Source organism: Proteiniphilum sp. UBA1028 (genome assembly GCF_002316955.1).
Lineage (GTDB): Bacteria > Bacteroidota > Bacteroidia > Bacteroidales > Dysgonomonadaceae > Proteiniphilum.
Genome location: NZ_DCEN01000062.1, coordinates 37,571 through 52,824, shown reverse-complemented (window position 1 = coordinate 52,824; position 15,254 = coordinate 37,571). Strand labels below are relative to the sequence as shown.

The 15,254-nt window shown below is 44.2% G+C and carries 12 protein-coding genes; 4 read left to right on the top strand and 8 right to left on the bottom strand.

Annotation, left to right across the window (positions count from 1 at the left end; all coding sequences use genetic code 11):
• Position 1 precedes the first annotated feature (1 nt).
• From mrdA to B3Z75_RS10930, 7 genes are all read right to left on the bottom strand, one after another.
• Positions 2–1,885: a penicillin-binding protein 2 gene (gene mrdA / locus B3Z75_RS10960; RefSeq protein WP_238869444.1), complete on the bottom strand. Its 1,884-nt coding sequence runs from the start codon at positions 1,883–1,885 to the stop codon at positions 2–4.
• A complete protein-coding gene (gene mreD, locus B3Z75_RS10955; RefSeq protein ID WP_238865769.1) occupies positions 1,869–2,387 on the bottom strand; it encodes a rod shape-determining protein MreD in 519 nt (172 codons plus the stop codon). Before mreD ends, mrdA begins: the two co-directional genes overlap by 17 nt.
• 113 nt (positions 2,388–2,500) lie before the next feature.
• The gene (gene mreC, locus B3Z75_RS10950) at positions 2,501–3,349 is read right to left on the bottom strand and encodes a rod shape-determining protein MreC (protein ID WP_294071511.1); all 849 of its coding nucleotides are present in this window, start codon (positions 3,347–3,349) and stop codon (positions 2,501–2,503) included.
• Between the two features lie 62 nt (positions 3,350–3,411).
• On the bottom strand, positions 3,412–4,437 hold the full coding sequence (locus B3Z75_RS10945; protein WP_238865765.1) for a rod shape-determining protein: 1,026 nt from the start codon (positions 4,435–4,437) through the stop codon (positions 3,412–3,414).
• Positions 4,438–4,487: 50 nt separating this feature from the next.
• Positions 4,488–6,011 carry a bifunctional phosphoribosylaminoimidazolecarboxamide formyltransferase/IMP cyclohydrolase gene (purH, locus tag B3Z75_RS10940; RefSeq protein ID WP_286844585.1) on the bottom strand — a complete coding sequence of 508 codons (1,524 nt, stop codon included), beginning with the start codon at positions 6,009–6,011 and terminating at the stop codon, positions 4,488–4,490.
• A 201-nt stretch (positions 6,012–6,212) separates the two neighbouring features.
• Entirely contained in the window at positions 6,213–7,799 is a 1,587-nt protein-coding gene (locus tag B3Z75_RS10935; RefSeq protein WP_238865762.1) for a metallophosphoesterase family protein, read from the bottom strand.
• A gap of 383 nt (positions 7,800–8,182) precedes the next feature.
• Complete coding sequence (locus B3Z75_RS10930) at positions 8,183–9,145, bottom strand: ROK family protein (RefSeq protein ID WP_238865761.1); 963 nt, start codon at positions 9,143–9,145, stop codon at positions 8,183–8,185.
• A 353-nt stretch (positions 9,146–9,498) separates the two neighbouring features.
• On the opposite strand from B3Z75_RS10930, the gene B3Z75_RS10925 reads away from it, so the two are divergent.
• From B3Z75_RS10925 to hemW, 4 genes are all read left to right on the top strand, one after another.
• Positions 9,499–10,947 (top strand): tryptophanase, encoded by a 1,449-nt coding sequence (locus B3Z75_RS10925; protein ID WP_238865759.1) that lies wholly within the window; start codon positions 9,499–9,501, stop codon positions 10,945–10,947.
• Positions 10,948–11,122: 175 nt separating this feature from the next.
• Positions 11,123–11,899 carry a glycerophosphodiester phosphodiesterase gene (locus B3Z75_RS10920; protein WP_238865757.1) on the top strand — a complete coding sequence of 259 codons (777 nt, stop codon included), beginning with the start codon at positions 11,123–11,125 and terminating at the stop codon, positions 11,897–11,899.
• Positions 11,896–12,327 (top strand): phosphohydrolase, encoded by a 432-nt coding sequence (locus B3Z75_RS10915; RefSeq protein WP_238865755.1) that lies wholly within the window; start codon positions 11,896–11,898, stop codon positions 12,325–12,327. Before B3Z75_RS10920 ends, B3Z75_RS10915 begins: the two co-directional genes overlap by 4 nt.
• Positions 12,328–12,334: 7 nt before the next feature.
• The gene (hemW, locus tag B3Z75_RS10910; RefSeq protein ID WP_238865753.1) at positions 12,335–13,459 is read left to right on the top strand and encodes a radical SAM family heme chaperone HemW; all 1,125 of its coding nucleotides are present in this window, start codon (positions 12,335–12,337) and stop codon (positions 13,457–13,459) included.
• A 71-nt stretch (positions 13,460–13,530) separates the two neighbouring features.
• Here hemW and B3Z75_RS10905 read toward each other — a convergent pair whose 3' ends face one another.
• Positions 13,531–15,195: a formate--tetrahydrofolate ligase gene (locus B3Z75_RS10905; RefSeq protein ID WP_238865752.1), complete on the bottom strand. Its 1,665-nt coding sequence runs from the start codon at positions 15,193–15,195 to the stop codon at positions 13,531–13,533.
• Positions 15,196–15,254 lie beyond the last annotated feature (59 nt).

Sequence of the window (15,254 nt, the reverse complement as noted above, 5' to 3'; positions counted from 1 at the left end):
GTTATCTGTTGCCTGAAGGCAGACTTCTTGTATATACATATGGCAAGATTTCACGGTTAATAATTGATGTCTCAAGCCATTTGTCGCTTTCGGGAATTTCGCCCCGGAAAAACTTCTGCAACATCAACCTCGCTACCGGTACAGCGTTGGTTGCACCAAATCGTCCGTTCTCAACTACCACCGCTATTGCTACCTGAGGATCATCCTTGGGAGCAAAACCCATGAAGAGTGAGTGGTCGTCGCCATGAGGGTTTTCAGCTGTACCGGTTTTGCCACAGACCTCCACAAGAGGTTCAAGGTAGATACCCCTGCAGGTACCTTTGGTCACCGCATCCGCCATCCCCTCTACCGTAACTTCAAAATGTGCCCTGCTTATACCTGAATCGTGCCTGGTAGTGTATGCCGGTTCCAGCACAGCTCCTTTCCGTTGCTTTACTACGTGTGGTGTATAAAAATAGCCTCTGTTGGCAATCATTGCTCCGAAATTGGCTATCTGCAATGGCGTGGCAAGTATCTCACCCTGTCCTATAGCGATAGAGATGATATTGTGCGCGTTCCAGCGTTCTGTTTTAAACACCTTTGAATAGAATTTGCTGTTCGGAATAAATCCTCTCTTTTCCGAAGGCAGATCGATTCCCAGAGGGTATCCGAACCCCATATCCACCATATGATCGCGCCATACATCGAAGGCCGACTGTACGTTTGCGTATTTCGCCCTGTTGCTAAGCATACCGTTCAATCCGTAGCAAAAGAAAGAGTTGCAGGAGGTAGTGAGAGCATACTGGACAGACAGAGGCGAGGCATGTCCGTGACATCCGGGGCGCCCTCCCAAAGGCGGGTAGCCTCCGAAGCATGAATAACGGGTCTCGGTGTTGATAATACCCTCTTCCAAAAAGATAAGCCCCTGAGTAGGCTTGAACGTTGAACCCGGCGGGTAGGTCCCCGCAATGGCTCTGTTGAAAAGCGGCTTAAACGGATTATTTTCCAGCTGCCGGTAGTTGGCGCTGAAGCTTTTTCCTGTCAAGAGAATTGGGTCATATGTAGGTGCCGAAACCATGCAGAGTACCTCACCTGTTTTGGGCTCAATCATCACTATACTGCCCACTTTGTTATGCATCAGCTGCTCACCGTAAGCTTGCAGTTCCAGATCAATAGCCAGTGTAAGGTCCTTTCCCGACCGTGCCGCTTTGTCGTACTTGCCGCCCTCATAGTGTCCCTGGACCCTTCCGTGTGCATCGCGAAGCAGTATCTCCACACCCTTTTCGCCCCGCAGATCCTCTTCGTGCGACAGCTCAATTCCCGACTTCCCTACATAGTCGCCTCTAACGTAATAGGGATCGGCGGCCATTTTATTTTTATCCACCTCTGCTATATAGCCAAGGATAAGTCCCATATTGGGGTAGTTATATTGTCGCTCCGTACGGCTCTGGATATAGACACCTGGGAATTTGTACAGTTTCTCCTGCAGCAGGCCGTACTCCTCCAAATCGAGCTGCGACATGAAAAGCTGTGGTGTATATGATGAGTATCCGGGGTTCTTTCGTCGATCTCGCATCTCAGCATCCATAGAATGAAAGCGGTCTATATTGATATTCAACGTATTGCAGAAATCAAGAGTATCGAACTGCTTCATTTCACGTACAACCATCATCACATCATATGTAGGTTTGTTGTACACAAGTAACTTGCCGTTTCGATCGTAAATGGCTCCCCTGGCAGGATAAAGCTCCCTTCGAAGGAAGGCGTTGCTTTCGGCATATTCACGGTACTTCGGGCTAAGCAACTGCAGGATGAACAGTTGTCCCAGATATATCAGCGCTATTATCACCACCACAGCGGCAATAGTATAGCGACGTTTTGACAGAGGGTTAAGATTGTTCACCAGGCCTTTTCCTAAACATTAAACTATCCAAAGCAATAATGAGCAGTATTGATGCCACCGATGATGAGAGTATCCGAAGCAGCGTTCCTGCTAAATTAAAGAGTGTAAACGACTCAATAAGGAAGATGAGTGAAAGGTGCAGTAGTACCATGAAGACGGTAAATCGTATGAAAGGCCCTGCAGTAGTGTAGATGCCGGGAACAAACTCGTCGTATTCCTCTTTCTCAAAAAAGAGATCCATGATATTTTTTCTGAAAGCTGCGACGATGGTGGTTGCTGCAGCATTTATACCGGGGGTATTAAGAAAAATATCGATAATCAGCCCTAACAGGAAACCTGATATAATAACAAAGAATTTGTTTCTGCCCATTGGAAGTTTCAATAGGAAGTAAATATATAAAACCGGTGTAGTTATGCCAAACAGGCTTATCCTGTTCAACAGGAGAACCTGTAAAAGGATAAGCATAACAAACAGTACTATTTCATATATCGTCCTAACTTTCATAAGTTATAGAATCATGCAGGGTTCTTTTGTAAAAATGTATCTTTGAGAGCGGTGATAACTCCCCAGCTCGTTGTATCTGTCAAGTTGCTATTGCAGAAATGTTTTTATATAGCTTATTGTAATAATGTTTCTTCGAGAGCTTTCTGCTCCTCGTGATACAAATCGTTTATTACAAGCACATCTTGCAATGTATAGAAATTGGTTGCCAGCCTAATATTGAGCACGTTGAAGTTGTCGTCTCCCGATTCGCCTATACTACTCACGAAGCCGATGATAAGATTTTTCGGAAATATTCGTGAAAAACTTGTCAGCACTGTATCTCCTTCCCGGTAAATCTCATGTTTGGGTAACTCACGGAGTTGAGCATGTCGAACATTCTTTCCATCCCATGAGATGGAACCATAATTTTCGGAGTTCTTCATTTTTGCACTAAGGCGGAATTTAGGATTTATGACAGGTATAACAACCGAAAAATTCCGTGAAACATTGGAAACAACACCTACCACGCCACTCTGCGAGATAACACCCATATCGGGTTTGATACCGTGTGCGGTGCCCTTGTTCAGCGTAATAAAGTTATTGACCCCCGAAAAGCTGAGGTTCACCACCTCGGCTGGAATAAAGTCAAACTGAGACGGAGCTATACTATCGCTGATGAAAGCGTTAACCTCTGTAAGGCCATTACTCACCATTCTGTTTATATTCCTTTTTAGGGTATATATTTCATACTCCAGCCCCGCGTTGCGTGCCAGCAAAAGCTGATTGCTCTTTTTTAGATGAAAGAACGAAGTTAGATTTGAAGAAGCGGTGAAGCACCAACCGGAGATGCTGTTGGCAGAGGTTAGATATACACTCCGCTGGTAAGAATTATGCGTAAAAACGAGATAAAAGCTGAATGCAATCAGGAGGATTGCAACCAGCCGGTGACTATTTTTAATGATGAAGTTAAAGAGATTACGCATGCATACCAGACCATTGTATATAAATATGTGTCCAATAGCTTAAAGCTATAGTCCATCGTGGATTAACGCATTAAAAAAGAGAATTTATCAATATTCCTCAGCGCAATGCTTGTACCCTTTGCCACCATGTGAAGAGGGTCGTCCACCACCCTGAATTGGATACCGATTTTTTCGGTAAGTCTTCTATCCAATCCCCTCAGCAGCGAACCACCACCTGTAAGGTAGATACCATTGCGAACGATATCAGCATACAGTTCCGGGGGAGTCTGTTCAAGTGCACTGAGAACGGCTGAGTCAACTTTCGATACAGACTTCTCAATGCAGTGTGCTACCTCCTGATAGGAGACAGGCACATCCATTGGCAGTGATGTCATTCTGTTTGGCCCGTGAACGATAAAATCTTCCGGTGGATTATCAAGTTCGGTAAGTACTGAGCCTACATTTATCTTGATCTGTTCCGCAGTGCGGTCGCCAACTTTAATGTTGTGCTGGCGTCCCATATAATCCTGTATATCTTCGGTAAAATCGTCACCTGCAATCTTTATGGATTTATTGGAAACTATACCTCCAAGCGAGATGACAGCTATCTCGGTTGTTCCCCCGCCTATATCAACAATCATGTTTCCTTCGGGAGCTTCTACATCGAGCCCGATACCCAGTGCAGCTGCCATCGGCTCAAAAATCATGTACACATCGCGTCCTCCGGCATGTTCGGCCGAGTCGCGAACGGCACGTATCTCCACCTCTGTGCTTCCGGAAGGGATACAGATAACCACCCGAAGCGAGGGATTAAAGAGCCAACCTTTATTTTTATTTGCCATCTTTATCATACCCCTTATCATCTGTTCAGCAGCGTCAAAGTCAGCAATTACTCCGTCACGCAGGGGCCTTACCGTACGAATATTTTCATGTGTCTTACCATGCATCTGTCTCGCTTTTTCACCCAATGCAATCATTTTGTCGGTTTTGCGATCCAGTGCTACAATGGAGGGTTCGTCAAGTAAAATCTTTCCCGCGTTGTTCACAATAACAGAATTGGCCGTTCCCAAATCCATTGCCAGCTCCTGTGTAAATGAAAATAAACCCATAATATATCTGTTTAAGCTATTGGTTGCAGCTGTATTGTTTAATCTCTTTATTAATGCTTGAAATGTCTGATCCCGGTCTTGACCATTGAAATGCCATTTTTATTGCAGTATGCCACTGACTCTGCATCACGAATTGATCCTCCGGGCTGGATAACGGCTGTGATACCAGCCTTGTGTGCTATCTCCACACAGTCGGGAAATGGGAAGAAAGCATCGCTTGACATTACCGCCCCATGCAGATCGAAATGAAACGTGCCGGCTTTCTCGATAGCCTGTTTCAGAGCGTCAACCCTTGATGTCTGCCCGGTACCGCTGGCAATAAGCTGTTTATCCTTTGCCAGGACAATAGCGTTGGATTTAGTATGTTTTACCAGAATATTGGCAAACAGCAGATCGTCAGCCTCTTTTGCGGAAGGAGCCGTTTCAGTCATCACCTCCAAATTGTCAGCAGTCTGCACAATTGTATCTTTTTCCTGCACCAGCGCCCCATTGAGTACTGAGCGGTATTGCATTTTCTGAGCAGCTTTCTCTGCCGATTTAAGCACCAAAATTATACGATTTTTCTTTTGAAACAAAATATCCAGTGCATCTTTATCATATCCAGGTGCTATGATAACTTCAAAGAATATCTCATTGATAGCTTCCGCAGCCTCTTTATCGACCTGCCTGTTGGTCACTACAACACCTCCAAAAGCGGAAACCGGGTCGGCAGCCAAAGCTGCCTTCCATGCCTCCTTTACGGTTGGCCGGCAAGCCATGCCGCAGGCATTGTTATGTTTAAGTATGGCTAATGCAGTTTCGTTGAAATCGGAAATCAGGGAGATAGCAGCATCTATATCGAGTAGATTGTTATATGATATCTCCTTGCCATGCAACTGTTCGAAGATCTCATCAAAGTCGCCATAAAAATATCCCTGCTGATGCGGGTTTTCCCCGTAACGGAGCTGCATTGCATCGTCTTGGGTTATACGCAGCGCAGAGTGGTTCCCTCTGTCGAAATAGTTAAAAATTGCCGAATCGTATTCTGAAGATACTTTGAATGCTTCTCCAGCAAACCGTCGCCGGTCTTCACAATCTGTAACTCCATTTTTCTCTTTCAGCAGGTTAAGCAGCGGTTTATATTGATGTTTTGATGCTACGATGAGAACGTCCTTGTAGTTTTTTGCTGCACCGCGTATAAGTGAGATCCCTCCTATATCGATCTTCTCAATTATCTCTTCCTCAGAGCCTCCCGCTGCAACCGTTTCCTTGAATGGATAGAGGTCAACTATCACCAGGTCGATTGAAGGTATGTCATAAGATTTCACCTGTTTCCTGTCTGATTCATTATCGCGCCGGTAGAGTATGCCTCCAAAAATTTTAGGATGCAGGGTTTTTACTCTTCCGCCCAGTATAGAGGGGTATCCGCTTACATCTTCCACAGTTTTACATTCATAACCCAATGATTGGATAAATTCCTGCGTTCCGCCGGTTGATATAAACTTGATCCGTAAATTGTTTAGTTGCTGAAGTATCTCTTCCAATCCCTCTTTATGATATACAGAGATGAGAGCTGTTTGAATTGTTTTTGACATTTTCTGCCTTATTGACACGTTATTTTTGAAATGAGTACAAAGGTAATAAAATCTCTCTCTCTTTCCCGAGATTTGAGACATTAGTTTTGTGAAAATATGAGAAAATAGGGCTCCCTCGGGATTCACTCTAGTCTCAATGCAGGAAAAACTTATTAGCAGTCCTTTTATTTCTTTTTGGACCTGCCGGAATAAGCTGCAGAGTTATCTCTTTTTATTCTTGAAAATATTATCTGAAGAAGAGCAGGGTGAATATTCTTTTGTAAGGCCTTCGGTCGCGGGTTTAAGTTTTATTGTCAGCTGAAGGTCATCAGCTTTTCCGTATTTGTAATTTTGCCTTTCCCCGTTTTGGCCTTCAACATTATCGTTCCAGATACTTGAGATGGTCTCTTTTGCATTTCTTACAACCTGTGAGCGTTGAATAAACCTCTCCGTTATTCCGGCGAGTCTGCCAGCCGATTCCTTTGCAAAAGCAGATATAAAATCATTAAGCCCGTTAAGCATTTCCTCCTCCTTCTCTGCTGCATCTTCCAGCTGATCTTCGTTGCCGCAGTAATGTGCAAGAATCATCTCAATCCCCGGTTCAGACAGGTTAGACATTATCATACCGGTCAATGCCGTTGCATCGGGGATGGTAATGAATGATCTTGTCCACCCCGGCAGATAACCGGCAAAAGAGTGGTGATATTCGTTTACAAACCCGGTTAACACCTCTCTGAGCCCGCGCTCAACCGACATAAGGGCATGAGACTTAAAATCTGTTCCATCGGGAAGAGGATAGTTAATCCCTTCAATATGTTTTGTTTCAATATGAAGCGAGTCCCCATTCTTCTCTACAATCCTGTAGGGACAAGGATATGTAACTACAGATCCGGTTTCCACTTCGTACAAAATGTTGCCGTCGGGACTTTCAACCATTGAAATATCTGATGAGTGAAAGTGTCCCGTGAACAATATGTTTATTCCATATTCAATAAATTTCTTCTGCACATCTTTGAAGTTATCCACCATATAGGGCGCAGCAAAGTATCCCTGATGTGCAAAGTGTTCCACAACATTGTGATGTATCATTACAAGCACCTGCTTACCAAGTAATTGAGCGACCTGCATCTCGGTACGCAGCCATGCCATAGTTTCGGGCTTAATGGCGCCGTGAGTAATACAGTAGTCGTCTTCATCACCTTTGGCAATGAATCTGTTGTCGTAGTACCTGCATGCGTCAATGCACAAAACTCTTAATCCATTTACCGGCTCACTTACGTAGCTCAAAGAGTGCTCATCGCGACTGACAGCTCTGCCGTAACCATAATCTTTATAAATTGCTGCAAAATCATCAGCCGAGATTGTCGCTTCCTTGCTGACTGTATCGCCACGAAAACTTACAGCGTTGGGGTTGTTTATATCATGATTTCCTGGAACGACCAGCACCTTTATCCCTTTTTCACGTAAGGGACTGAGCAGCTCTGCCACCCCGAGGTGGCTTGCCAGTTCCCCATCCTTTGTCAAATCTCCCGGTATAAGAACAATATCGGGGTTTTCTGACAGAAGATATTGCACAGCCTGCTTAAGTATGGCATCACTCTCAAGAATCATTTTCCTGTCTCCGTTGAGATAGTCATCCAGAGCTTTTCCCCTTTCAACAATCAGTGACGGATGGCTGTAGTGCAGGTCGGAAATAACTCCAATTCTTACTTTTTGTGCGATTAAAGGAGTGTTGAATGCAAAAAGGAGTAATGTAACAACATTTATGAAAAAAATACCGCGTATCTGATCATAGCGTGATCTTATCATGTAATTTTTTATTTTAACTGAATTGACACCTTGTCTCAGGCTAATGATTTACAAAATATTATACCGGTACAGGCCTCCCTGGTTAAGCTGATTAGTAGTTTAACTCGGCCCCATTTCGGTAACAGTTGTCCGCACCGGACTCCCTGGTTAAACTGATTAGAATTTTAACCTGCCAAAATGTTAAATAACACACTATTAGTTGCTGCTGAAAAACTAACAACGCAAACAGACAGCAACAGCACTGTTAATATTGATTCGGGTGTGCATAACAATTTCCCCGAAGTTGAATTAGATCAGCAACATTCCTTTTAAAAATTATACGGGAGTGTCACATCACGCGACACTCCCGTATGTAAGCTCTTTCTTCCTAAAAACGGAAAACCTTATCTCACTTCCCAACCCAAAGCGCTGGCACCTAGAACGGCTGCATCGCTTTCTTTGAGATCGGAAAACATTAATTTAACCTTATTCCTGAAGATGGCAAGAAGGTTTTTCTCCATACTTTCACGTATAGGGTTCATGATAAGGTCGCCTGCTTTGGAAAGTCCACCAAACAGAATTATCGCTTCCGGGCTGGAGAATGCCACAAAATCGGCAAAAGCCTCGCCCAGCATCTCTCCAGTGAAATTAAATATTTCTTTAGCCATATTGTCACCTGCAATTGCTGCGTCAAACACATCTTTTGATGTGATGTCTTCGGGTGGAATATTACGGAGACGGGTTGGCACATCGGGCCTCATCTCAAGATATTCACGTGCTGTACGCGCCATTCCTGTGGCAGAAGTGTAAGCTTCGAGACACCCTGATCGGCCACAACCGCAAAGACGGCCGTTGTTACGGCGAACGATAACATGTCCAAGCTCTCCTGCAAAACCGTCGTGCCCGTAAACCAGCTGTCCGTTAACCACTATACCGCTCCCGACACCGGTTCCGAGAGTTATCACAATAAAATCTTTCATTCCCCGGGCAGCTCCATAGGTCATTTCGCCTATAGCTGCGGCATTGGCATCATTTGTAAGAGCTACCGGTATGCCTATCCTGTCTTCCAGCATTTGAGCAAAAGGAATTACTCCTTTCCATGGGAGATTGGGTGCAAACTCTATACTCCCGGTAAAATAGTTGCCGTTAGGAGTACCTGCCCCAATTCCCTTAATCTGGTCTTTGGTGGCTGTCTCATTAATAATGTCGTTAATAAGAACAGTAAGCTCGTCAAGATAGTTCTCGACCTCAGAATGTTTGGCAGTTTTAATACTCCCGTTCATTAAGATCTGTCCCCTTTTATCTACAATGCCGACAACGGTGTTGGTACCACCTACGTCTATACCTATTACATAGGGTTTATCCATGATTTGTTATTTATTAAAAGTTAGTCAATGGTGATTGCAAAATATTATACCCGCAAATATAGGAATTTTTCGTTAAAGGTTTTCATTACTGAGTATTTATTTCTTTTTAATAATTCATTAAGCTTTCCCTTATGTTACAATTGCAAATGAATAGTGTAACTGAAATTGCCACCTATTCATCACTTAACAAAAAAGTTGCATATTTATAAATATGATTGTTATCCATTTCGGTTTATTTGTTTTATATTTGCAATTTAAAATTTACATTTATCGGATATTGCCCAATATTAACATCAATTTTCAGAATACTACGAAACAATATTAACAATAAGACAATACAGACAAACTGAGTCATGAACGAGATTAAATTTTATTTTGGGGAGAACATCCCTTTGGAACTACACAAGGTGCGAGTGGTGCAAAAGTTACATCTGGTGCCTATTGAAAGGAGACTGGAAGCCTTAAAGGAAGGGGGATTCAACACTTTCAGGCTAAGCACAAAAGATGTATTCCTTGACATGCTTACAGACAGCGGCACCAACGCCATGAGTGACAACCAGATGGGGGCAATGATGCAGGCCGATGATGCTTATGCAGGTTCTCAGAGTTTTTTCCGGCTGCAAAAAGCAGTGGAGGAGGTATTGGGTAAAAAATATTATCTGCCGGTACATCAGGGACGTGCCGCCGAAAATATTCTATCCAACGCCTACGTGAGAAAAGGCAGTCTGGTACCTATGAACTACCATTTTACCACCGCCATGGCACACATCACCCAGTATGGAGGAAAGATTGCAGAGTTATTGTATGACGAAGCCTATGTGATCAACTCTTCTCACCCTTTTAAAGGGAATATGAATATTGAAAAACTGGAAGATGTGATCAAGGTGCACGGTGCCAAGAATATCCCGTTTATCAGAATGGAAGCATCCACCAACCTTATTGGGGGACAACCCTTTTCGGTACAGAACCTGAGGGATGTAAGGGCTATTGCAGACAAATACGACATCAGGCTTGTTCTCGATGCAAGCCTGCTTGGCGAGAATGCTTACCTGGTAATCCAACGTGAAGAAGAGTTTAAAGATAGTTCTATGGGTGAAGTGATACAGATTATGACCGGCCTGGCAGATATTGTATATTTCTCGGCCCGTAAGCTGAGTTCTTCCCGTGGAGGAGGAATCTGTACAAATAACTCCGATATATACCGTGAACTGGAAGCACTTGTACCCCTATTCGAGGGATTTCTTACCTACGGAGGTATATCGGTACGTGAAATAGAGGCGATGGCTGTAGGATTATACGAGACACTCGACGAAACGATGATTAGTCAAAGTCCCGACTTTATCGCCTACTTGGTGAATGCGCTCGATGCACACGGAGTTCCCGTGGTGAAACCCGCCGGAGTATTGGGAGCCCACGTGGATGCGATGAAGGTGTGCGAGCATATACCGCAAAAAGAGTACCCCGCCGGTGCACTTGCTGCAGCACTGTTTCTTATTTCGGGAATTCGAGGTATGGAGCGCGGCACAATCTCAAACCAGCGGGACGAATATGGTAACGAGACATATGCCGACATGGAGCTGTTGCGACTGGCTGTTCCCCGTCGCGTATTTACCCTTTCTCAGATTAAATATGTTGAGGATCGCATGAAGTGGCTATATGAAAACAGAAGCCTGATTGGCGGCCTCCGGTTCGTGTATGAACCGCCTGTGCTTCGTTTCTTCATGGGAGGCCTTGAACCGGTTAACGACTGGCCACAGAAGCTAATCGCCAAGTTTAAAGAGGACTTCGGCGAGAGCTTGTAATTGATCATATATGTGACAATTAACTGAACTTTTTAATATAAGATCAGCATAATGAGGCCGTTTTCGAACGGCCTCATCCGTTAACCATTATTCACTTTTATTTTAATGTAATAGCTGTTAAATTTGAAAGAATAATTGTACTTTTAGAAAATTATTCACGGCAAACAAATGTAAAATGAAACTAAATTCACTTATTTTGACACTGCTGCTGTCGTTTACTGCTTTGACAGCAGTACAGGCTCAACAGATCATCGCGCACCGAGGATACTGGAAAACAGACGGGTCCGCGCAAAACTCCATTACTGCACTGATGAAGGCCGATTCAATTCGTGTTTACGGATCAGAAGTGGATTTCTGGATCTCTTCTGATGGTGTACCGGTAGTGAATCACGATGCCACAGTTACCCTGAACAATGAAAAAATGATTATACAGGATACGCCTTTGGCCACATTGAGGCAGGTGAAGCTCTCCAACGGCGAGATACTGCCAACGGTTGAAGAGTACCTCGATGCATTCGCAGAATGCAAGCATACAAAATTAATAATTGAGTTTAAAACGCACAGATTAAAAGAGAGGGAAGACCTTTTGGCACAGAAAGTGATTGAGATGGTACGTAAACGTGGATTACAGGACAGAGTTGAATATATCTCGTTCGGAATAAATTTTGTTCAACAGGTAAGGAGGCTTGAACCTCAGGCTCATGTTTATTACCTCAACGGCGATATCTCTCCCGATGTGCTCCACACGATGGGTTTAAACGGATTAGATTATCACTATAATATACTGTATAAACGTCCCCAGTGGGTGAAGGCAGCTCATGACATGGGTCAAAAAGTGAACGTGTGGACCGTGAACAAACCGGAAGACATACAGAAGGTCATAGATCTGAAAGTTGATTTTATAACGACGGATGAACCGTTGCTGGTGCGTGAAATTTTACAAAAGCAATGAACCTGAAAGAACAGCTTAACCAAGCTGTCGAGATTGCGATATCAGCTCATGAAGGCCAGCTGGATACGCATAACGGACAGCCGTATATTGGACACCCTTTTCGTGTAATGAATGCAGGGCATACGCTTCAGGAGAAGATCGTGGGTGTGCTTCACGATGTGGTGGAAGACACCTCATGGACGCTGGAGAAACTGAGGGAGGAAGGTTTTTCTGATGAGATTGTTGATGGCATTGATGCCATGACATGCAGAGATAACGAAGAGTACGATGATTATATTCATCGTGTAATGAACAACCCCATAGCCAGGCGCGTTAAGCTGAACGATCTGACAGACAACATGGATATCCGCCGCTGGAACGAGGTCCCCTATCACGAACTGGCACGCCTGCAGAAATACCTGAAAGCATATAAGCAGCTCACAGAATAGCAAAGAAGTGGCCGGTATATATCTTCATATTCCTTTTTGTAAAACGCGGTGTATATACTGCGATTTTTATTCCGGGACCAACGAATCGCAGAAGAATGCGTTTCTTGAAGCGTTGTGCAGGGAGGCAGAGATTAGAAAGGCTGAGGTTACCGAACCGGTGCAAACAATTTATTTTGGCGGTGGAACGCCATCTCGACTGGATAGGAAGCATTTTGAACAGATTTTCGAAATACTGTTCGGTTGTTTTGAAGTTAATCCGGCAGCTGAGATAACCGTTGAAGCAAATCCCGACGACCTTACGGACGAATATATAAGCATGCTAGCTCAACTTCCTGTTAACCGGATAAGTATAGGCATACAGAGTTTCAACAACGACGAGCTGAAATTCCTGAGCCGCAGGCATTCAGCCGAACAGGCCGCGGAATCGGTGAAAAGATGCCAGCAGCAGGGATTCGCCAATATAAGTATTGATCTGATGTATGGATTGCCGGGACAAACCATGAAGATCTGGGAAAATAATCTGAAACAGGCTATAGGCCTAAATATTGAGCATATATCGGCTTACCACCTTATTTACGAAGAGAGAACCCGTATCTATTCCCTGCTTAAAGCGGGAAAAATAAAACCGGTGGACGAAGATGCAAGTACAGCAATGTTTGCATTGCTTATTGACATGCTTATATCGCAAGGCTTTATTCATTATGAGATATCAGCCTTCGGCAAGGAGGGTTATTTTTCACAGCATAACTCCTCTTACTGGAAGGGTGTGAAGTACCTGGGGCTAGGGCCTTCGGCACACTCATACGATGGCGATAACCGTACACGGAACATAGCCTCTCTTGATCGCTATATCAAAGGTGTATCTGCCGGATCTCCGGAGAGGGATACAGAGCACCTGAGCTTGATTGAAAAGTACAACGAGTTTATTATCACAGGATTAAGGACTATGTGGGGCATAGATCTGGAAGTTCTCAAGTGCAATTTCGGCAATGAGCTCCATCACTACTGTATAGGAAATGCACAAAAGTTTATCGACATGAAACTGCTTACAGCAGAAAATCACACCCTGAAGCTTACTCGCGAAGGCATTTTCATCTCTGACGGCATCATGAGTGACCTGATGAGGGTTTAGCTAAGCTTCACATACTGTGATATTGAAGAGTTGAACAGGAAATAAAATGGAATAAGTGGCCTGATGTGGGTTTAACTCAACCCCTCGACCTCTCCGTTGATTATGTCAATACGTTTTGCCTGCGGGTCTGCAGGAAGGCCGGGCATGCGCATCATCTCTCCTGCAATGGCTACAATAAACTCCGAACCCTGATTTATTACCAGATCATTAATTTTGAACCTGAAATCCTTCGCCACGCCATACCATCGCGGGTCTGCAGAGAAAGAGTATTGAGTCTTGGCCACACATACAGGCATTTTTTCAAGTGGTGTTCCTTGTATAAGTTTCAGTTTTTTAAGAGCCTTCTCACCAAGGACAACATCACGTGCTCCATAAATCAGTGTAGCCACTTTTGTAAGTTTGGTCTCAATATCATCATCTTCATCATAGGTAAACCTTAGTTCTTTCGATGGCCTGTTCTCGATAGCATCGACCACAGTGTTCGCCAGATCAACGGCTCCGGCGCCACCATTGGTAAACGCCTCATTAACTGCAAACGGCACACCTCTCTCTTCACAGAATTTCTGCACAGTATCAATTTCACTGGGAGTGTCGAAAGCATATTTGTTAAATGCCACTACGACCGACTGTCCGAAACTGTCAAGGTTGCAGAGATGTTTTTCCAGATTCTCAAGTCCCTTTTTCAGTCCCGCCATATCGGGTTCTTTAATCATTTTCTCAGGTGTGCCGCCATGCATCTTCAGTCCCTGCGCCGTTACCACAATAACAGTCAGCTTGGGACGCAGCCCACTCTTACGGCATTTAATATTAAAAAATTTCTCTGCTCCCAGGTCTGCTCCAAAACCTGCCTCTGTAATAACGTAGTCGCCATACGACATTGCCATTTTTGTTGCCAGAACCGAATTGCAACCATGAGCTATATTGGCAAATGGCCCTCCGTGAACGAAAGCGGCTGTATTTTCAGTGGTCTGCACCAGGTTGGGGTTTATGGCGTCTTTCATCAGCACGGTGATGGCTCCGGCCACTCCCAGATCTTTCACTGTAAAAGGCTCTCCACTCCTTTTATATCCCAACAGTATATTTTCTATACGCCGTCGCAGGTCGTCCTCATCTTCAGCAAGACAAAGGATAGCCATCAGTTCAGAAGCAGCTGTTATATCAAACCCCGATTCCATTGGTACACCATTACCCGGCCCCAATCCGGTAACAATATATCTAAGGCTGCGGTCGTTCACATCCAGTACACGCTTCCAAAGTGCATCCCTGATCTCATTACCACTGTCGAGTACCCGGTATATATAGTTATCCAACAGTGCCGAGATGGTATTATGTGCTGTGGTAACGGCATGAAAATCTCCTGTGAAGTGAAGGTTGATGTTCTCCATTGGCAGTACCTGTGCAAAACCGCCTCCGGCAGCACCGCCCTTCATTCCAAAAACCGGCCCCAGCGATGGTTCCCGCAATGCAACGATCGCCTTTTTTCCAATCTTGTTCAATCCCAGTGCAAGTCCTATGGATACTGTTGTTTTTCCGACACCCGCTTTTGTGGGGGTGATGGCTGTCACAAGAATAAGGTTGCTTTCATCTATCTTCTGTTGATTGATAAGGCTTACGGGCACTTTTGCCATATGTCTCCCAAAGTTGATTACCTCATCGCGAGGTATCCCGATATTTTCGGCTACATCTTTAATTCTTTTCAGTGGTGTTTCTCTTGCAATTTGAATATCAGTTTTCATAAAAATATTAATTTAGTGTTACTTGTATTATTTATCATGATTGTATGATTGTATGATTG